This is a genomic window from Actinoallomurus spadix (assembly GCF_024055725.1).
GTDB lineage: Bacteria > Actinomycetota > Actinomycetes > Streptosporangiales > Streptosporangiaceae > Actinoallomurus > Actinoallomurus spadix.
The window spans coordinates 233,581-251,152 of record NZ_JAMXMX010000009.1; the positions used below are offsets into that span (position 1 = coordinate 233,581).

Annotated in this window: 17 protein-coding genes; 6 read left to right on the forward strand and 11 right to left on the reverse strand. The window is 70.9% G+C overall.

Annotation, left to right across the window (positions count from 1 at the left end; translation table 11 throughout):
• Nucleotides 1-44: 44 nt before the first annotated feature.
• The 4 genes from NE235_RS16235 to NE235_RS16250 form a co-directional block, all read right to left on the reverse strand.
• A complete protein-coding gene (locus tag NE235_RS16235; protein WP_252803616.1) occupies nucleotides 45-1,472 on the reverse strand; it encodes a GH1 family beta-glucosidase in 1,428 nt (475 codons plus the stop codon).
• Nucleotides 1,469-2,365 (reverse strand): carbohydrate ABC transporter permease, encoded by an 897-nt coding sequence (locus NE235_RS16240; protein ID WP_252803618.1) that lies wholly within the window; start codon nucleotides 2,363-2,365, stop codon nucleotides 1,469-1,471. Before NE235_RS16240 ends, NE235_RS16235 begins: the two co-directional genes overlap by 4 nt.
• On the reverse strand, nucleotides 2,362-3,327 hold the full coding sequence (locus NE235_RS16245; RefSeq protein WP_252803620.1) for a carbohydrate ABC transporter permease: 966 nt from the start codon (nucleotides 3,325-3,327) through the stop codon (nucleotides 2,362-2,364). Before NE235_RS16245 ends, NE235_RS16240 begins: the two co-directional genes overlap by 4 nt.
• 94 nt (nucleotides 3,328-3,421) lie before the next feature.
• Nucleotides 3,422-4,747 carry an ABC transporter substrate-binding protein gene (locus NE235_RS16250; protein WP_252803622.1) on the reverse strand — a complete coding sequence of 442 codons (1,326 nt, stop codon included), beginning with the start codon at nucleotides 4,745-4,747 and terminating at the stop codon, nucleotides 3,422-3,424.
• Nucleotides 4,748-4,981: 234 nt separating this feature from the next.
• Between NE235_RS16250 and NE235_RS16255 the strand changes: the two genes are divergently transcribed.
• Nucleotides 4,982-5,398 carry a TIGR03668 family PPOX class F420-dependent oxidoreductase gene (locus NE235_RS16255; protein ID WP_252803628.1) on the forward strand — a complete coding sequence of 139 codons (417 nt, stop codon included), beginning with the start codon at nucleotides 4,982-4,984 and terminating at the stop codon, nucleotides 5,396-5,398.
• A gap of 14 nt (nucleotides 5,399-5,412) precedes the next feature.
• On the opposite strand, the gene NE235_RS16260 is transcribed toward NE235_RS16255, so the two are convergent.
• Entirely contained in the window at nucleotides 5,413-6,009 is a 597-nt protein-coding gene (locus tag NE235_RS16260) for an HAD family hydrolase (protein ID WP_252803630.1), read from the reverse strand.
• A 158-nt stretch (nucleotides 6,010-6,167) separates the two neighbouring features.
• Here NE235_RS16260 and NE235_RS16265 point away from each other — a divergent pair, with 158 nt between their 5' ends.
• Nucleotides 6,168-6,839 (forward strand): TetR/AcrR family transcriptional regulator, encoded by a 672-nt coding sequence (locus NE235_RS16265; RefSeq protein WP_252803633.1) that lies wholly within the window; start codon nucleotides 6,168-6,170, stop codon nucleotides 6,837-6,839.
• Between the two features lie 134 nt (nucleotides 6,840-6,973).
• On the opposite strand, the gene NE235_RS16270 is transcribed toward NE235_RS16265, so the two are convergent.
• The 4 genes from NE235_RS16270 to NE235_RS16285 all read right to left on the reverse strand — a co-directional run bounded on the left by NE235_RS16270 (nucleotide 6,974) and on the right by NE235_RS16285 (nucleotide 12,249).
• Nucleotides 6,974-7,543, reverse strand: coding sequence for a ferritin-like domain-containing protein (locus NE235_RS16270; protein ID WP_252803635.1), 570 nt, complete (start codon nucleotides 7,541-7,543; stop codon nucleotides 6,974-6,976).
• A gap of 74 nt (nucleotides 7,544-7,617) precedes the next feature.
• On the reverse strand, nucleotides 7,618-9,765 hold the full coding sequence (locus tag NE235_RS16275) for an MMPL family transporter (protein WP_252803637.1): 2,148 nt from the start codon (nucleotides 9,763-9,765) through the stop codon (nucleotides 7,618-7,620).
• Nucleotides 9,766-9,914: 149 nt separating this feature from the next.
• Nucleotides 9,915-11,075: a sensor histidine kinase gene (locus NE235_RS16280; RefSeq protein WP_252803640.1), complete on the reverse strand. Its 1,161-nt coding sequence runs from the start codon at nucleotides 11,073-11,075 to the stop codon at nucleotides 9,915-9,917.
• A 64-nt stretch (nucleotides 11,076-11,139) separates the two neighbouring features.
• On the reverse strand, nucleotides 11,140-12,249 hold the full coding sequence (locus NE235_RS16285) for a thiolase C-terminal domain-containing protein (RefSeq protein WP_252803642.1): 1,110 nt from the start codon (nucleotides 12,247-12,249) through the stop codon (nucleotides 11,140-11,142).
• Between the two features lie 172 nt (nucleotides 12,250-12,421).
• On the opposite strand from NE235_RS16285, the gene NE235_RS16290 reads away from it, so the two are divergent.
• Nucleotides 12,422-12,913: an Lrp/AsnC family transcriptional regulator gene (locus NE235_RS16290; protein WP_252803644.1), complete on the forward strand. Its 492-nt coding sequence runs from the start codon at nucleotides 12,422-12,424 to the stop codon at nucleotides 12,911-12,913.
• 109 nt (nucleotides 12,914-13,022) lie between these two features.
• A complete protein-coding gene (locus tag NE235_RS16295; RefSeq protein WP_252803646.1) occupies nucleotides 13,023-14,003 on the forward strand; it encodes a DMT family transporter in 981 nt (326 codons plus the stop codon).
• Here NE235_RS16295 and NE235_RS16300 read toward each other — a convergent pair.
• Together NE235_RS16300 and NE235_RS16305 are read right to left on the reverse strand one after the other, a co-directional pair.
• Nucleotides 13,957-14,256: a Dabb family protein gene (locus NE235_RS16300; RefSeq protein WP_252803647.1), complete on the reverse strand. Its 300-nt coding sequence runs from the start codon at nucleotides 14,254-14,256 to the stop codon at nucleotides 13,957-13,959. The genes NE235_RS16295 and NE235_RS16300 overlap by 47 nt on opposite strands.
• Before the next feature lie 73 nt (nucleotides 14,257-14,329).
• Nucleotides 14,330-15,562, reverse strand: coding sequence for an amidohydrolase family protein (locus NE235_RS16305; RefSeq protein WP_252803649.1), 1,233 nt, complete (start codon nucleotides 15,560-15,562; stop codon nucleotides 14,330-14,332).
• A gap of 64 nt (nucleotides 15,563-15,626) precedes the next feature.
• Between NE235_RS16305 and NE235_RS16310 the strand changes: the two genes are divergently transcribed.
• Together NE235_RS16310 and NE235_RS16315 are read left to right on the forward strand one after the other, a co-directional pair.
• A complete protein-coding gene (locus NE235_RS16310) occupies nucleotides 15,627-16,139 on the forward strand; it encodes a MarR family winged helix-turn-helix transcriptional regulator (RefSeq protein WP_252803650.1) in 513 nt (170 codons plus the stop codon).
• Nucleotides 16,140-16,467: 328 nt separating this feature from the next.
• The gene (locus NE235_RS16315) at nucleotides 16,468-17,526 is read left to right on the forward strand and encodes an LLM class flavin-dependent oxidoreductase (RefSeq protein WP_252803651.1); all 1,059 of its coding nucleotides are present in this window, start codon (nucleotides 16,468-16,470) and stop codon (nucleotides 17,524-17,526) included.
• Nucleotides 17,527-17,572 lie beyond the last annotated feature (46 nt).

Here is a 17,572-nt window from a genome sequence, read left to right on the forward strand (position 1 = left end):
AAGAGCCCGCGACGGCGGGCGGCTCGATGGTCGGTCGACAGTGTTCACGTGTTAATTGTGCCGAGCCCGCCCTGACCGATCACGGAGGAGTACCACTGCGCGCTGGTCTTGGGGATCCGGGCCTGGGTCAGGAAGTCGACGTAGACGAGCCCGAACCGCTTGGCGTATCCCCAGCCCCACTCGAAGTTGTCCAGCAGTGACCAGCAGAAATAGCCGCGCAGCGGCACACCCGCGCTGATCGCCGTGTGGCAGGCGCGCAGGTGCGCCTCGATGTAGGCGACGCGGTCGGGGTCGTCGACCCGCGGCCCGTCGCCGTTCTCGCCCTCCGCGACGACGTCGTCGAAGGCCGCGCCGTTCTCCGTGACGTACAGCGGCACGGAGGGGTACTCCTCCGCCACCCGGGTCAGCACCTCGGAGAGCCCGGACTCGTCGATCTCCCAGCCCATCGCGGTGACCGGCCGGCCGACCTGGACGAACCCGACGTGTTCGCTGGCGGGCCACGGCGAGGCCTCGGCGAACGGCGAGGTGATCGCGCGCGCCGCGCCCTCCTTGCCGGTGACGAAGAACCGGTTGTAGTAGTTGATCCCGAGCTGGTCGACCGACCCGCCGATGATCTTCATGTCGCCGTCGTGGACGTCCGGCGCGAAGTCGCCGAGGTCCGCGATGACGTCCTCGGGGTACGTGCCGCGCAGCAGGGCGTCCAGGAAGAGGCGGTTCTGCAGCCCGTCGATACGCCGGGCGGCGTCGACGTCCTCCGGGGCGTCGCTGGCCGGTGACACGGCGTACAGGTTGACCGACGCGCCGACGTTCCTGCCCTCCCCGCGCAGGGACTGCGCGGCGAGGCCGTGGCCGAGGAGCAGGTGGTGGGCGGCGTTCAGGGACGCCCCCGGCTCGCGGCGGCCCGGCGCGTGGTCCCCGGACGCGTACCCGAGGAACGCCGCGCACCACGGCTCGTTGATCGTCGTCCAGTTGACGACCCGGTCACCGAGCGCGTCGCAGAGGAGCTGGGCGTACTCGGCGAAGCGGTACGCCGTGTCGCGTGCCGGCCAGCCACCGGCGTCCTCCAGCGGCTGCGGCAGGTCCCAGTGGTACAGCGTCGGCCAGGGCTGGATGCCGGCCTCGAGGAGGGTGTCCACGAGGCGCCGGTAGAAGTCCAGGCCCTTGGCGTTGACCGGTCCGGTGCCGCCCGGGCGCACCCGCGACCAGGAGATCGAGAACCGGTACGCCGTCAGGCCGAGGGAGGCCATCAGCGCCACGTCCTCGCGGAACCGGTGGTAGTGGTCGGTGGCGACGTCGCCGGTGTCGCCGCCCAGCACCTTGCCCGGCGTGTGAGCGAAGGTGTCCCAGATCGACGGCCCGCGCCCGTCCTCGCTCACCGCCCCCTCGATCTGGTACGCCGCGGTCGCCGCGCCCCAGATGAAGTCGGTCGGGAACTTGAGCTCTGTCTCCGCGCGTGATCTCTGAATCGTCATGCCTTGACGGCCCCTTCCATGATTCCGCTGATGATCTGGCGGCCGAATACGACGAAGACGACGAACAGCGGGATGGTCGCCACGACAGTGCCGGCGAACATCAGCGTGTAATCGTTGAAGTAGGCGCTGTTCAGCAACGCCAGGGAGTACTGAACGGTCGGGTTCTCCGGGTTCAGGACGGCCCGTGGCCAGATGAACTCGTTCCAGGTCGACATGAACGTGAAGAGCGCCAGCACGGAGGCCGCGGGTCGCAGCGCGGGCAGCACCACGCTCCAGAAGATCCGGAACGTCGACGCGCCATCGACGCGGGCCGCCTCGACGAGGGCGTCCGGGATGGCCTGCGAGGCGTACTGCCGCATCATGAACACGCCGAACCCGGTGACGAGGAACGGCACGATCACCGCCTGGAGCTTGCCGGTCCAGTGCAGGTGCACCATCACCATGTACAGCGGGATGATCCCCATCTGCACCGGCACCATCATCGTGGCGACGACGATCAGCAGGAGCGCGTTGCGGCCCTTGAAGCGCAGCTTCGCGAAGGCGAAGCCGGCCAGCGACGCGAAGAACACCGTCGACAGGGCCACGACGGCCGAGGCGATCCCCGAGTTGATCAGCGCCTTGGCGAAATGCGCCTGCTCGTTCTCGAACACCCGGCGCAGGTTGCCGCCGAGGTGCTGACCGGCGATGAACGGCGGCGGCACGGCGCCGACGACCGCGTTGGTCCGCGTGGCCACGACGAACATCCAGTACAGCGGGAACGCCGATAGGACGATCGCGAAGATCAGCACGATGTACGTGAGCGGGCTGGCCTGCCACAGCCGCGCCGAGCCGGCGACGGCCTGCCGGGAACCGCGGACGACGGCGCGCCGGGAACGTTTCGCGGCATGCTTCATTTGTCCTCACCTCCGGCGAAGCGGCGGATCAGCAGGAAGTTGACGAGTGAGAACAGCAGGATCATCAGGAAGAGCATCCAGGCGACCGCGGAGCCGTAGCCGTACTGGAAGCGGTTGAAGGCGTTCTCGAACATGTACATCGCCACGGTCTGCGACTGCCGCAGCGAACCGCCCTGCATGTAGCCGAAGTTGAACAGGAGCGGCTCGGTGAACAGTTGCAGGCCCCCAATGGTGGAGATGATGGTGGTGAAGATGATGGTCGGACGCAGCATCGGCACGGTGATGCGCCAGAACTGCTGCCGCCGGGACGCGCCGTCGATCGCCGCGGCCTCGTACAGGTCGCGCGGGATCGCCTGCATGCCGGCGAGGAAGATCAGCGAGTTGTAGCCGGTCCATCGCCAGTCGACCATGGTCGAGACGGCGACCCAGGAGCCCCACCGGTTCGCCTGCCAGTCGATCTTGTGGACCCCGAAGAAGTGCAGGATCCAGTTGATCATGCCGTAGTCACGGCCGTAGAGCTGGGTGAACACGATGGCGACCGCCGCGACGGACGTCACGAGCGGCAGCAGCACACCCATCCGGAACAGCGTCTGGAAGCGCAGCCGCCGGTTGAGCGCGTTGGCCAGCATCAGCGCCAGGATCAGCTGCGGCACGGTGGCGATGGCGAACATGCCGAGCGTGTTGACGACGGCGTTCCAGAACTGGTCGTCGGTCATCAGCCGCGTGTAGTTGCGCAGGCCGATGAAGTTGTGGCCGCCGATGATCTCCCAGTGGTTCAGGGAGACCCAGAACGTGTAGCCGAGCGGGAAGAGACCGAACGCCAGGAAGATGATGTAGAACGGCGAGATGTAGAGGTACGGCGAGTACTTCAGGTCCATCCGGGCGAGCCGGGCGCGCAGAGAGCGCCGCCCGGGAGGTGCGGCGCGAGGTGCGGCCGTTGCGGGCCGCATGTCGACAGCCATCCAACAGGTCCTTTCAGGGAAGAAGACGGGCGGGTGTGGAGACGGGCGGCGCCGGCCGACGCGTCCTGGGGAAGGCCGGCGCCACCCGCCGGTCTCAGAGGCCCGCCGCCTTCTTGGCGTCGGAGACGGCCTTGTTCCAGCCGGCCGACGAGGACAGCTTCTTCTGTGCGATCGCGCGCAGGTCCGCCTCGACCGCCTGCCGGACCTCCTGGTTGTCGGCCCCGAGGTAGACCGGCTTGAGGTTCAGCGCGGTCGTCCCGTAGATCTGGCCGACCGGGGCGTTGTTGAAGTAGTCGTTGCTGAATCCCTTGACCGCCGCGTCATTGAGCGCCTGCGGGCTGGAGGGGAGGTTGTTGGCCGACTTGAACGCCGCGATCTGGCCCTGCGGGCTGGTCAGGAACTTGGCCAGCTCGGCCGCCTCCTTGGGGTGCTTGCTCTGCGTGGGCACGGCCAGCCAGGAGCCGCCCCAGTTGCCGCCGCCGCCCGGCACGCCCGCGACGTCCCACTTGCCCTTCTGGCCGTCACCGCCGAACTGCTTGATGAGGCCGAGCATCCACGCCGGGCACGGCGCGGTGGCGAACGCGTCCTTCTTCAGCGCCTGGCTCCACGGGTCGGACAGGAACTGCACGCCGTTGGCGAGGCCGGCGTCCGACATCTTCACCGTCTCGTCGAACGCCGCCTTCACGGCCGGGTTCGACTCCATGACGAACTTGTTGCTCCGGTCGAAGTACGTCTGGTTGGCGCCCTTGCCGGCCTCCTGCATGAGGATGGTGTTGTAGTACGTCTCGGGGCTGTCGATGAACTTCGTGTCGCCGCCGACCTTGTCGGTGAACCGCTTGCCGACGTTGATGAAGTCGTCCCAGGTCGGCCAGAGCTTGGTGACCTCGTCGCGCTGCGTGGGCAGGCCCGCCTTCTTGAACAGGTCCGTGCGGTAGCACAGCGACATGCTGCCGACGTCGGTGCCGAGGCCGATCAGCTTGGAGCCGTCCGCGCTGATGCCCGCCTGCCACTTCCAGCGCAGGTAGTTGCTCTGCAGCGACGACGCGCCGTACTGCTTCAGGTCGACGAACTTGTCGGGCTGCGCCATGAACTTCGTGACGATGCCCTCTTCGAGGGCGACCACGTCACCGGCGCCGGCACCCGCGGCGATCCACTGCTGAAGCCGCGGCAGGTAGTCGTCGAGCTTGGGGACGTTCCGCTCGTTGATCTTGATGTTCGGGTGCTGGGCCTGGAACTGCTTGTACAGCTCCTGGTAGCCGAAGTTGCCGAAGTTGTCGACGTTGAGCGTGACCTTCTCGCTCGAGCCGTTCGGATCGTCCGACTTGCCGTCGTCACTGGAGCATGCGGACGCCGCCGCGAGCGCGGCGGACAGCACGATCGCCAGGGCGCCGACTCGCCCGCGGTGCATGTTGACCCTCATGACGGACCCCTCTCAGGTCGTCTCCATAGGCGGGGGGTTACCGGGCTCCGCGATGAACCCGGGATGTTCTGTGGGAGCGCTCCCACGAAGGGAAGCCGGGAGGCACCGTCGGTGTCAATAGCCCGAAACATATTCGTTACGCGGACGTCACGTCGTCCTTCCCCGCGGCGACACGGCGAGTCCGCCGCACGCCGCCTGCCGCCTCGGGCGGCGGACCCGTGGCAGCCTCGGAGAATGAGGCTCCCGGAGCAGATCGCGCGCACCCGTTTCGCGGCCGCACGCGCCGTCCGCATGGCGACCGTCGATGAGACGGGGCGTCCGCATCTGGTCGTGATGACGTTCGCCGTGGACGGCGATCGGATCTACTCCGCCATCGACGCGAAACCGAAGCACACCCGGGACCTCAAACGGCTGCGCAACATCCAGGCGGACCCCCGCGTCACGGTGCTGGCCGACCACTACGAGGACGAGTGGTCCCGTCTCTGGTGGGTGCGCGCCGACGCCACCGCCCAGATCATCGAGGACCCGGAGGCCATGGCAGGGCCGATCGGTCTCCTGCGCGAGCGGTACCGGCAGTACCGCGCCCATCCCCCGGACGGCCCGGTCATCGCCCTGACCGTCCACAAGTGGACCGGCTGGTCCGCCTCCTGACGCCGGGCGGGGCGTCAGGAGGCGATGAGCGCCCGGACCTGGCCGGCCGAGCGGAAGACCTCCGCGCGCATGCCGAGTTCACGGGCGGCGACGACGTTGACCTCGGTGTCGTCGATGAACAGGCAGTCGGCCGGAGCGACGCCGAGTTGCTCGGCCGCGATCTCGAAGGCGCGATGGTCGGGCTTGGCCACACCGATCGCGCAGGAGTACGTCCGCGCGTCGAAGTGCGCGAGCCAGTCCCCGTGCCGTTCCTCGAAGACCGGGACCAGGTTGGCGATGATGTTCGACAGCAGGCCGAGCCGGCGGCCCTCTCCCGCCAGTTCCCCGATGAGGGACACCATGGCCGGGTCGGCGTTGGTCCAGCTCGCCAGGTCGGCCCCGGTCAGAGCCTCGATCGTCGCGGGCGCGAACCGAACACCGAGCCGGTCGGCGACCGCCGTCCAGTACTCCGCGCTCGACTGTCCCGCGTCGTACGGTTTACGGAGCGCCCAATAGGCGTCCCAGAGCGCGTCGGAAGCAACACCGGCGATCTCCTCGATCCGGCGTTTGGCCTCGGGCGTCTGCTGCAGGGCGATGACGCCGAACAGGTCGAACACGATCGCACGCGGCATGCGGTCCTCTCCTCAGGCGATGACCAGGGGCGATGCGAGCCTATGCCGGGCAGGCGCCGCCTCACGAGGGCGGGCGTCCGGAGGGATCGTTCAACCGGTGACCGGACGTGACCCTGTTAGTTGAGCAAGCGGTTGGGCGGACAGGCCATAATGAGGGGGTGACGACCACGCGCAAGGACAACGAACGGCCGCGGGCCGACGCCCGCACCGGCACCTCGGGGGGCGCTCGCCGTCGCGCGAAGGGCTCGTCGACGCTCGCCTCCGAGCGCCGCGAGCACCTCGTGAGGCTCGCCGCCGAGCTGTTCGCCGAGAAGGGCTACCAGGCGACGACCGTCCGCAACATCGCGGACGAGGCCGGGATCCTGTCCGGGAGCCTCTACCACCACTTCGACTCCAAGGAGTCGATCGTGGATGAGATCCTCACGTCCTTCTTCGACGAGCTGGCGACGGCGAACCACGCGGCCTTGGCCAAGGGCGGCGACCCGCGGGAGGTGCTGTCCGAGCTCGTGCGCATCTGCTTCGGCACGCTGGTCCCGCACCGCGCCGCCATCATGGTGCTGCAGAACGACTGGAACTACCTCAAGCAGTTCGACCGGTTCGACTACCTCGCCAAGGCCGAGGCCGAGACCGAGCGCCTGTGGGTCGGTCAGATCGAGCGCGGCCAGGAGACCGGACTGTTCCGTGAGGACATCGACCCGAAGCTCACCTACCGCATGATCCGCGACACCATCTGGGTGACGGTGCGGTGGTTCCAGCCCGAGGGCCGGCTCGACGCCGCGGGCCTCGCCGACCACTACATCAAGGTCCTCTTCGACGGCATCTCCCGGTAACCGTGAGAGCCGGGTTCGAGGACGTCCAGGTCATCGCCAGCCCTCTGGGACGGCTGGTCCTCGCGCGCAAGCCCGGCCACTGATCCGGCCGGCCATCGCGGGGCGCCGGGCTCGATGCCGGCGCCCCGGCGCCGTCAGATCTGTTCTGGGCTCTCGTTCACCCTCCTGAGCTCCTCCGGAAGGCGTTCGAGCAGGCCTCGCAGGTCGTCGGCGTGCTCCTCCTCCTGCGCGAGGATCGTCTCGAACACCCGCTTCGTCGTGGGGTCCTTGTCCCCGATCCACTGGATGATCTCGGTATAGGACATGATCGCGACGCGCTCGGCGACGAGATCCTCCTTGATCATCTCCACCAGGTCGAGACTCCCGGCGTACTCGGCGTGCGCGCGGGTCGCGAGCGTGTCTGGGTTGAAGTCGGGCTCACCGCCGAGCTGGACGATGCGCTCGGCCAGCATGTCGGCGTGGTTCTGCTCCTCCTGGGCGTGCTCCAGGAACTCCCCGGCGACCGACTCGGCGTGGATGCCGGTGGCGGTGAAGTAGTGCCGCTTGTACCGCAGGACGCAGACGATCTCCGTGGCCAGCGCCTCGTTGCAGACCTGGATGACGCGCTCCAGATCGGCGCCGTACGCGTCGGTCACCGGCCCCTTGTCGATCTCGGTCTTGGCCCGCTCGCGGAGCGTCTTGATGTCGGTCAGGAATTCGGCCATGGCGTTGGTACCTCCCGCCCCTGACCTACCTCAGCGCGCACGGTCTACACACCGATCGGCCATTTCCCCGGCGCTCACCGGCCCGACTCGACGCGCACCGGTACGGCCGGCGCCGCGGCGGGCGGCTCGGCGGCGGGCAGCAGGCGGGCGAGCCACCCCGGCAGCCACCAGTTCACCGCGCCGAGCAGCTCCATGACGGCGGGAACGAGCACCATGCGCACCACCGTCGCGTCGACCAGCACGGCCACTCCCAGGCCCAGGCCCATCTGCTTGACCGCGATGTCCGCACCGAGCAGCACCGACAGGAACACGCACACCATGATCGCCGCGGCGGCGGTGATCACCCGGGCGGTACGGGCCAGGCCGCGGGTGACGGCGAGCCGCGTCGGCGTCCCCGCGTCGTACTCCTCCCGGACTCGGGAGATGAGGAACACCTCGTAATCCATCGACAGCCCGAACAGGATCGGGAACATGAACAGCGGCACCCAGGCGGTCACCGGCATCCCGGTCGGGAAGCCCAGCGCGTGCCCCAGCCATCCCCACTGCACGACCGCGGTGAGCACGCCGTACGCCGCCCCGATGGACAGCAGGTTCATCAGCGCGGCCTTGAGCGCGATGGCCACCGAGCGGACCAGCACCAGCAGCAGGACGAGGGACAGCCCGACGACCACCGCGATCAGCCACGGCAGCCGCGAGATGACCGCGTCGGCGAAGTCGATCGCCACGGCGTTCGGCCCGCCGACGTAGACCCGCGGGCCGCCGGCGCGGTGCCGCTCGGCCATGGCGTCCCGCAGCCGGTGCACGAGCCTCGGCGTCGCGGCGTCCTGCAGGCCCGTCCTCGGATACGCGACGAACATGGCGGCCGTGCCGTCCGCGCCGGCCCGCACGGGAGTCACCGAGGCCACCCCCGCCGTACGGCGGACGGCCTCGGCTACCGGCCGTACGTCACCGGGCGACCGGACCACCACGACCAGCGGCGCGTCGTACCCGGCTCCGAAGCCGTCGGCGAGGATCCGGTGCGAGGCGTACGCGCTCGTGTCGTGCGGCTGGGTGCTGGAGTCGGTGAAGCTCAGCCGCATCGACAGCGCCGGCACGGCCAGGACGAGCAGTGCGGCCGCCGAGACCGCCAGGGCGACGACCGGACGCCGCTGGATCACTCCGGCCCACCGCTCGGACAGAGGCCGGCGCGCGTGCCGCCGGGTCACGAACGGAAGCCCGAAGCGGTCGATGTTCCGGCCGGTGAAGCCGAGCAGCGCGGGCAGCAGGGTCACGGCGGTGACCATCGTCATCAGCACCGTCAGCGACGCGGCGACGGCGACCGCGTTCAGCAGCCGCTGGCCCATCACGAACAGCCCCAGCAGTGCGACGACCACGGTCGAGCCGGCGAACAGCACCGACCGCCCCGCCGTGGCGATCGCGACGACGGTCGCGTGCTCGGGATCCGCGCCCTCCTCGCCCAGGGTCTCGCGGTAACGGGTCACGATGAACAACGCATAGTCGACACCGACGCCGAGCCCGATGAGACCGGCGACGATCGGGCTGAAGCCCGGCGCGGGCAATACGTGGCCGAGCAGGGCGATGCCGGCCAGACCCGTGCCGATGCCGAAGACCGCCGTCACGATCGGCAGGCCCATGGCCAGCAGCGACCCGAACGCGATGAGCAGCACGATCACGGCCGCGAGCAGCCCGATGCCCTCGGTCGGCCCGCCACCCGGGGTCTCCGCCTTGACCACGGCCCCGCCGCCGAGCGCGAGGGTGAGGCCGTCTCCGGACGCTCTCCGCACATCGGAGATCATCGCGGTGACGTCCTTCACCGGCATGTCGTCCTCGTTCACGTCGAGCTGGACCGCCGCGAACGCCGTCCGGTGGTCCGGGGACACCTGGCCGGGCACCTGGTACGGCGAGCTCACGGACGCGACGTGCGAGGCGCGGGCCAGGTCACCGAGCACCCTCTCCACCCGGGGCCGCACGGCCTCGACGCCGCCGTCCGCGCGGACGGCGAGGGTGAGCGTGTCGCCGCTCCGGCCCGGGAAGTGCTTCTCGATCAGGTCGTGCGCCTGGGAGGACTCGGCCTTGCCGCCGGAGAAGTCGTTGTCGGCCGGCGCGGCGAAGCCGAAGCCGACCGCGATGACGATCGCGGCGCCGACCGTCCAGGCCGCCAGGACCAGGCGCCTACGGCGGTAACAGAAACGGGCCAGCCGTGCGAGCGGTCCGTCGTACATGGGATCACCTCGTGGGACGTGTCAATGGCGTCCCGAGGTTCGCGGGCGGTCGTGCTCACGCGCGTCCGTCCCGCGATGACACTTCCCGGCCCCCGTACTCCCCCGGGAGTACGGACGGGTCGTCGCCCGTACGGAGCGGCGAGCGGCGCTCACCCGCGCCGCGGCGGATCCTCCGGTACACCCGAGACCGGCAGCCGCGCCGACACCGTGAACCCACCGGCGCCGCCCCGCCCCGCGGCGAACGAACCCCCGACCGCCTCGGCGCGCTCCCGCATCCCCGTCAGCCCGTTACCGGGCCGCCCGTTCCCGGGCGGGCCGGCACCGTCGTCGGCGACCTCGATGCGGAGCTCACCGGCGGCGTACGTCAGCGACACCCGCGCGGTCACCACCGGCCCGGCGTGCCGCAGCACGTTGGTCAGCGCCTCCTGCACGATCCGGTACGCGACGTGGTCCACATCCGCGGCGAGCCGTCCCGACCCCTCGCGGACGAGGTCGACCCGCAGCCCCGCCGTACGCAGCTCGTCCAGCAGGGCGGGCATCCGGTCGAGACCGTGCGCGGGCGCGGACGGGCCGCCGTCCCGCAGCATCCCGAGTGTCGCGCGCATCTCGGCCAGCGCCTGCCTGCCCGTCCTGCGGATCGCCGTCAGCGCCGCCCGCGACCCGTCGTCGCCGTCTCCGAGCAGGTGCAGGGCGCTGCCCGCCTGCACCGTGATCGTCGCCATGCTGTGCGCGACCGTGTCGTGCAGTTCGCGGGCGATCCGCAGCCGCTCCTCCGCGACCCGCCGGGCGGCCTCGCGTTCGCGGCTCTCCTCGGCCTGCCGGAGGCGCTCGCGCGTCTCGGCGGCCAGCTCGCGGCGGCTGCGGGCGTACTCGCCGAACAGGATGATCCCCGCCAGCAGCGTCACCTGCGGCAGCGAGTCGCTGAGCGTCTGCAGCAGCGCCTGGTCCTTCAGACCGAGAAGGACGATATACCCGGCGATCAGGTAGAAGAGGGTGACCCCGGTCGCCCAGCGCCACTTCCCCGCCAGGGACGCGAAGTACAGCTGGACCGACAGCGCGAACGCAGGGGAGAAGCCCGGATACCCCGTCGAGTAGTAGACGAACAGCAGCGCGGCGGAGGCCAGCAGGGCCCCGAGCGGCCGGCGGCGGTGCAACGGGATCGGCAACGCGATCAGCGCGGCCATGAGGTACGCCCCGAGGTCCACCGGCCGCGCCCGGGGCTCGGTCGCCACCGACACGGTGACGCACAGCCCGACCACCACGCCGGTCGTCAGCAGCAGATCGAGCACCACGGCGCGGGACGGACGCATGCGCCAGAACCTACGCCGCGCCGCCCCTCCCCCGCAGTCGGGCTGCCCCTACCCCCGCCGGAGTTCACCGGCCGGTCCCCGGGCGGACGAGGATCGCGGCACTGCCGTAGGAGCCGCCGAAGCCGGTGCAGAGCGCGACCTCGGCGCCGGGGACCTGGTTCACCCCGTCGCCCCGCAGCTGCCGGACCGCCTCGGCGACGTTGTTGAGGCCGTGCACGTAGCCCTCCGACAGCAGCCCGCCGTGCGGGTTGACGGTGGCCAGGCCGTCGTGGAGGGTCGCGGCGAGGTCGGCGCGGGCGCACAGCCCGAAGTCCTCCAGCTGGCGCGGGACCAGCCAGGAGTAGGCGTCGTACAGCAGGGCGACGTCGACGTCGGCCGGCGTCATCCCCGCGGCGGCGAACAGCGGGCCGGCCACGTGGGAGGAGAAGATCCTCGTCACGTCGTCGGTCCGGTCCATGGCCGAGGCGCCCGGACCGCCGCCCCGTACGACGGCGTGGACGCGTGGCGCGGCCGGCGCGCGGTCGGCGGACGTGATGACGAGCGCGCAGGCGCCGTCCGTCTCCTGGCAGCAGTCGGCGCGGCGCAGGGGCGAGGCCACCATCGGGCTCGCCCAGTAGTCCTCCACCTCCCGGCGCAGCGCCCGGGGATTGGCCACGGCGTGGGTGCGCGAACCGCGCACCACCGCGCACAGGTGCTCCTCGGTGAGGCCGGTGTGGTGCAGGTAACGCTGGGCGGCGAGGGCGAACTGCTGCACCGGGCCGGCCAGGCCGTACGGGTGGGTGAACTGCTCCTCGACGCCCTCCCCCAGCTTCAGGGAGAGGGTGTTCATCCGCCGCCCGGAACGCCCGTTCAGGGCGCGGTAGACCAGGACCGTACGGGCCAGGCCGGCGTCGATGAGCATGGCGGCGTCACCGAGGATCGAGGCGCACTGGGTGCCTCCGCCGTAGATCTCGTTGTGCCAGCCGAGTTCGATCCGCAGCTCCCGGGCGACGTGGATCACCGGGGCGGAGTCGCCGAGGTGGTAGCCGAGGATCGCGTCGGGCCGCTGCCCGGCCTCGTCGATCGCGTGGCGGGCGGCCTCGACGGCGAGCTGCAGTTCGGTTCGGCCGGAGTGGCGGGACAGGTCCGTCATCCCCACCCCGGCGACCGCCGCCTTACCGGAGAAGCCCTGCATCCGTCCAGTCTAGCCAAGCGCTTGTTCGCGAAGCCGTCCGAGTCATCAGGGCGCCGACGCGTCGCCATCGGTATCACGGCCAGGTGTGGTCCGAATATTCTTCGGACGACGGACCGTTGAGCCGACGTTCCGCGTACGGCGTTCGGCGCGGCGGCGATGAGTGGAGGGTCACATGGACGCGGTGGATCAGGCGATCCTGCGGCGGCTGCAGCGGGACGGCCGGCAGACGAACCGGGAGCTGGCCGAGGCGGTCGGCATCGCGCCGTCGACCGCGCTGGAGCGGACCCGGGCGCTGCGCGCCCGGGGCGTCATCACCGGCTTCCACGCCGCGGTGGACCCGGCGGCGCTGGGCCGGAGCGTGCAGGCGCTGATCTCGATCCGGATCCGGCCGCAGTCGCGCGAGGCCATCGAGTCGGTCCGCGACACGATGGCGGCGCTGCCCGAGACGCTGGGCGTGTTCGTGGTCACGGGCAACGAGGACGTCCTCGTGCACGTCGCGGTGCCGAGCACGGCGTACCTCCGCGACTTCGTGCTGGACCGCTTGGCCCGGCGCAAGGAGTTCGTGGACGTCCGCACCACGGTGGTCTTCGACTATGTCCAGCCGGTCGAGCAGGCCGAACTTCCGGCGGCCGATGACCGTGGTCGCCGAACTCCGTACGCCTGAACCGCCCCGGACCCGGTTTCGACCGAAGGAAAGCCCGCTCTGAGCGGTGACACCGAACGATCGTCGGTCCAGCATCGGTATCTCCGCACTTACGCCTAGCGTTCCCGGCATGGAGCAACGAAATGACCTGGCCGGAGTCTGGCTCGTGCTGGCGGCCGGGGTGCTGTGGGCGACGGTGGGGCCCGCCCAGGTGTTCGCGGACTCGCCGGCCGGACCGGTGGCGCTGGGCGGGGCCCGCATCCTGACGGGCGGCCTGGTGCTGGCCCTGGTGGTCCTGGCGACGCGCCGGGACGCGTTCCGCACGCTGACGCGGAGCGCGTGGCCGCCTCTGCTGGCCGCCTCCTGCGCGACCGGGGTCTTCCAGGCGGCCTTCATGAGCTCCGTGGCCCGTACCGGCGCGGCGGTGGCCACGGCGGTCGCGTTCGGCGTCGCGCCGGTCAGCACCGGTGTCGTCGAGCGGATCGCGCTCGGCACCCGGTTCTCGCGGGGATGGGTGGTCGGCACGTGCGCCGCCGTCCTCGGCTGCGCCCTGGTGGTGACGCCGGACGGGCCGGTTCACGTCGACCCGTACGGCGTGCTGCTCGGCGTCGTGTCGGGTGGCTGCTACGGGGTGTACACGGTGGCGGCCAAGCGGCTCACCGGGGACCGGGTCGACATGCGGGCGGCGGTATCGGTGACCCTTCTCATCGGCGGGTCGTTCCTGGCGCCGTGGACGCTGTCGCGGCTGCCGGATCTCGGCACGGCGCGTTCTCTCCTGGTGGCCGGCTGGCTGGGCCCGGTGACGGCGGCGCTGGCGTACTCGCTGTTCGTCGCCGGGCTGCGCCGGGTCACCGCGGCGACGGCGGGCACCCTGTCGCTGGCCGAGCCGCTCGTGGCCACGGCGCTGGCCGTGCTGTTCCTGGGCGAGCGGATGTCCGTGCCGGTCGCGGCGGGGTCCGTGCTGCTGCTCGGGGGGCTGGTGGTGGTCTCGATCCCCGGTCGCCCCTCCCGGCGCCCGGAGCGCGCGGGAGGGCTCCCGTCCGCGGCCGCGGACGCGCCGGGGGTCAGAGTCCGTACTGGACCGCGGCGCGTTCGGCGAGGATCGGCGTGAGGCACTCGTCGATGACGGCGCGGTGCACCGGGTGGTCGCGGTAGACGGTGTAGGCGTCACGGTCGGCGAAGTCCGCGACCACGGCGAAGTCGAAGTTGCCGGGGTTCAGCCCGGCGTCGGCGCCCACGTGGTACGCCTCGATCTCGCGGATGGCGCCGGGGAGGGCGGTCAGCCGCTCCACCAGCTCCCGCTTCCGCTCTTCCGTCGCGCTCTCGTTCCAGCGGAACATCACCACGTGCCGGAACCCGGCCATGTCGCCTCCTCGATCGATGGTTCGCCGACGACGATACGAGAAGGGCCGCGGCGGGGGGCGGGCGCCACGCGGTTCACTCAGCGAGATGCGCGGCCGTGCGTTCGGCCAGGTCGAAGGCCCGCCGGAGGTCGGCGCGCAGCAGCCGGCCGCCCCGCTTGACGATCTCCCCGCCGACCAGGACGGTGTCCACGTTGCTCAGGTCGGCCGCCGTGACCACGGCGGTGATCGGGTCGCGCAGCGGCACCAGGTTCGGGGTGTCGGCGCGGAGGAGGACGAGGTCGGCCTGCTTGCCGGGCCGCAGCGACCCGATGCGGTCGTCGAGGCCGAGCGCGGCGGCGCCGTCGAGAGTGGCCATGCGCAGCACGTCGGCCGCGGAGACGGTGGGATCGTCGGCGCGCGTCGCCGCGAAGGCCGCGCGCATCAGGCCGAACATGTCGCCGCCGACGCTGGTCACGGCGTCCGCGCCGAGCGTCGTGCGGACCCCGGCGGCGCGCAGGCGGCCGAGCTCCGGGCGGCCGAGGCGCATCTGCTCCTCCAGGACCGGGGCGACCGAGGCGGTGCCGCCGCTGTCGGCGATGAGCTTGAGCGCCTCGTCGGTGACCCCGTTGAGGTGGATGTAGGTGGTGTCCGCGCCGAGGAGGCCGTGGTCGCGCAGCCGCTCGATCGGGCCGGGGCCGTTGACGTGGACGCTGATCCGCAGGCCGAGTTCCCGGGCGAGGCGCCAGTCGGCCTCCGTGTCCTCGACGCTCGCGAAGCCGGGCCCCCAGGCGGCGAGCGTCGCCGAGACGCGGCCGCCGACGAGGCCGAGCACCCGGCGCACCTCGCCGGGCCGCCGCTCGTCCGGCGCCGGGTGGGCGTAGCCGAAGACGGCGCGGATGCCGGAGTCGCGCAGGGCGGTGACGGCCGCGTCGGTGTGGTCGGGCGAGCGCTGGATGTGGGACCAGTCGAGCAGCGTGGTGATCCCGGAGTTGAGGCATTCGAGCGCGCCGGCGAGGTTGCCCGCGTGGACGTCCTCGGGCCGGAACCGGGGCGCGGCGCCGTACACGATCGCCTCGAGGTACTCGGCGAGGGAGGCGTACGGGGCGGTGGACCGCAGCACGCTCTGCCAGGTATGGCGGTGGGTGTCGACGAAGCCGGGGAGCACGATGTGGTCCCGCGCGTCGATGACCTCGGCGCCCTCGGCGGGCAGGCCGGGACCGACGGCGGTGATCACACCGTCCTCGATCAGCAGGTCGGTCGCGGGCGTGGCGCGCGGCGCGGGCTCGGTGTCGATGACGAGCCCGCGCCGGATCAGGATCCGGGACATGATTAATCCTTTTCCAGAAAGCTTTTTGGAAAGCTATCACGCTGGCCGACTAGGCTCAACGGCCATGGAACGGCGGGATCGCGTGGACGCCATGCTCGCGGCCTGGCGCGCGGAGGACCCTGAGGTCGCGACGCTGACGCTGGAGCTCACCAAGCGCGTCGGGCGCCTGTCCGCGCTGAGCATGGAGGCCACGCAGCGGGCACTGGAGGAGTTCGGCGTGACCTACGCGGAGTTCGACGTGCTGGCGACGCTTCGCCGGTCCGGCCGGCCGTACCGCCTCAAGCCGGGCACGCTCGCGGAGTCGTCGATGCTGACGACCGGCGGCACCAGCAACATCCTGCAGCGACTCGGCGCGGCGGGCCTGGTGCGACGGGAGCCGGACCCGGACGACCGGCGCAGCTCGTGGGTCCGCCTGACCCCGGAGGGCCTCGAACTGACGGGCCGGATCGTCGCCGCGACCGGCCGGGCCCACGAGGCGCTGTTCGAGAAGGTCCCGGAGGAGACCGGGCGGGCACTGGCGGATCTTCTCCGGGAGGTTCTGCTCACGCTCGGCGACGAGGCTCCGCGCCGGCCCTGAACGGAGACGGCAGGGCGGCCGGGTCGTCCGCCCGGCCGCCCTGTCGCGGGGCCCTTCAGGCCCAGGACACGCCGCCCATCGCAGCCTCCTTCCCCGACGCCGATCAGGGTCGCCGCTCCCCCGAGCCAGACGATGCGTGGACCATAAATGCTAGGGAAACGATCACTGCGGGCAAATACGTCGTTTGACATATTTTGTGGCGATCACCGCCTGTATGCGGATATCGACGGCCGGTATTTCGCAATCCCGCGCTCCGCCGGGACTCCTTCACGGACCCGGCACCTGCTACGCTTACCAAGCGAGCGCTTGGTACGGAGGTGCCGTCCGCATGAAGTTCTCCACGTTCCAGCTCTTCCACCGGTTCGAGGGCCAGACCGTCCGGGAGGTGTACGACTACCAGCTCGAGATCGCCGAGCTCTGCGAGGAGCTGGGCTTCAACGGCCTGTGGGTGGCCGAGCACCACTTCCGGGACTACGGCGTCGTGCCGAACATCTTCACCCTGCTGTCCCACCTCGCCGCCCGCACGGAGCGGATCCGGCTCGGCACCGGGATCGTCGTGCTCCCCCTGCACAACCCCGTCCACGTGGCCGAGGAGGCCGCGATGGTCGACCTGCTGTCCGGCGGCCGTCTGGAGATGGGGATCGGCCGCGGCTACCAGAGCGTGGAGTTCGAGAGCTTCGGGATCGACCTCGGCGAGGCCCGCGAACGCTTCGACGAGGCCCTCGACCTGATCATCGCGCTGTGGACCCGGAACGACGTCCACTTCCAGGGCGAGTACTACGGCACGGGCAACGAGGTCACCCTCACCCCGCGGCCGGTGCAACGCCCCCACCCGCCCCTGCACGTCGCCGCGGTGAGCCCCGAGACGGTCGAGCGGTACGCCGCGCGCGGGCTGCCGATCCTCGCCGACCCGGCCGCGCCCTTCAAGAAGATCGCCCAGGCGGCGGAGACCTGGTACGCGACCGCGCGGGCCAACGGGGTCGACACCGAGCAGGCCGAGCTGGTGGCCACGCGGTCGGTGTACGTCGCGCCGACCGTCGAACAGGCCCGCGCCGACCAGGCGCGCTTCGAGAGCTCCTTCGACCGGTCGCGCATCTTCAACCGGCAGAGCGCCCCCATCGACTCCAGGACCGGTCAGGTCGCCAAGGGGTTCGAGTACTGGCAGGACCGCTACCTCAAGGGCGGTGAGGTCGGCGCCGACTTCCGCTGGGAACAGCTCGAGGTCATCGGGGACCCCGACCGGGTGATCAACCAGATCAAGATGATCGCCGACTTCGGCTTCACGAACCTGATGTGCGACTTCGGCAGCACCCGGCCCGTGCCCATCGAGGACATGAAGAAGGTCCTGAGGTTCTTCGCCGCCGAGGTGATGCCGGCGTTCCGCTGACCTTGATGCCGACGTTCCGCCGACCCGCCCCGACTCGATGGGAGAC

Coding starts and splice junctions, on each gene's coding strand:
- NE235_RS16235 (WP_252803616.1), bottom strand. CDS start 1,472: ATGACGATTCAGAGATCACGCGCGGAGACAGAGCTCAAGTTCCCGACC.
- NE235_RS16240 (WP_252803618.1), bottom strand. CDS start 2,365: ATGAAGCATGCCGCGAAACGTTCCCGGCGCGCCGTCGTCCGCGGTTCC.
- NE235_RS16245 (WP_252803620.1), bottom strand. CDS start 3,327: ATGGCTGTCGACATGCGGCCCGCAACGGCCGCACCTCGCGCCGCACCT.
- NE235_RS16250 (WP_252803622.1), bottom strand. CDS start 4,747: ATGAGGGTCAACATGCACCGCGGGCGAGTCGGCGCCCTGGCGATCGTG.
- NE235_RS16255 (WP_252803628.1), top strand. CDS start 4,982: ATGAGGCTCCCGGAGCAGATCGCGCGCACCCGTTTCGCGGCCGCACGC.
- NE235_RS16260 (WP_252803630.1), bottom strand. CDS start 6,009: ATGCCGCGTGCGATCGTGTTCGACCTGTTCGGCGTCATCGCCCTGCAG.
- NE235_RS16270 (WP_252803635.1), bottom strand. CDS start 7,543: ATGGCCGAATTCCTGACCGACATCAAGACGCTCCGCGAGCGGGCCAAG.
- NE235_RS16275 (WP_252803637.1), bottom strand. CDS start 9,765: ATGTACGACGGACCGCTCGCACGGCTGGCCCGTTTCTGTTACCGCCGT.
- NE235_RS16280 (WP_252803640.1), bottom strand. CDS start 11,075: ATGCGTCCGTCCCGCGCCGTGGTGCTCGATCTGCTGCTGACGACCGGC.
- NE235_RS16285 (WP_252803642.1), bottom strand. CDS start 12,249: ATGCAGGGCTTCTCCGGTAAGGCGGCGGTCGCCGGGGTGGGGATGACG.
- NE235_RS16290 (WP_252803644.1), top strand. CDS start 12,422: ATGGACGCGGTGGATCAGGCGATCCTGCGGCGGCTGCAGCGGGACGGC.
- NE235_RS16295 (WP_252803646.1), top strand. CDS start 13,023: ATGGAGCAACGAAATGACCTGGCCGGAGTCTGGCTCGTGCTGGCGGCC.
- NE235_RS16300 (WP_252803647.1), bottom strand. CDS start 14,256: ATGGCCGGGTTCCGGCACGTGGTGATGTTCCGCTGGAACGAGAGCGCG.
- NE235_RS16305 (WP_252803649.1), bottom strand. CDS start 15,562: ATGTCCCGGATCCTGATCCGGCGCGGGCTCGTCATCGACACCGAGCCC.
- NE235_RS16310 (WP_252803650.1), top strand. CDS start 15,627: ATGGAACGGCGGGATCGCGTGGACGCCATGCTCGCGGCCTGGCGCGCG.
- NE235_RS16315 (WP_252803651.1), top strand. CDS start 16,468: ATGAAGTTCTCCACGTTCCAGCTCTTCCACCGGTTCGAGGGCCAGACC.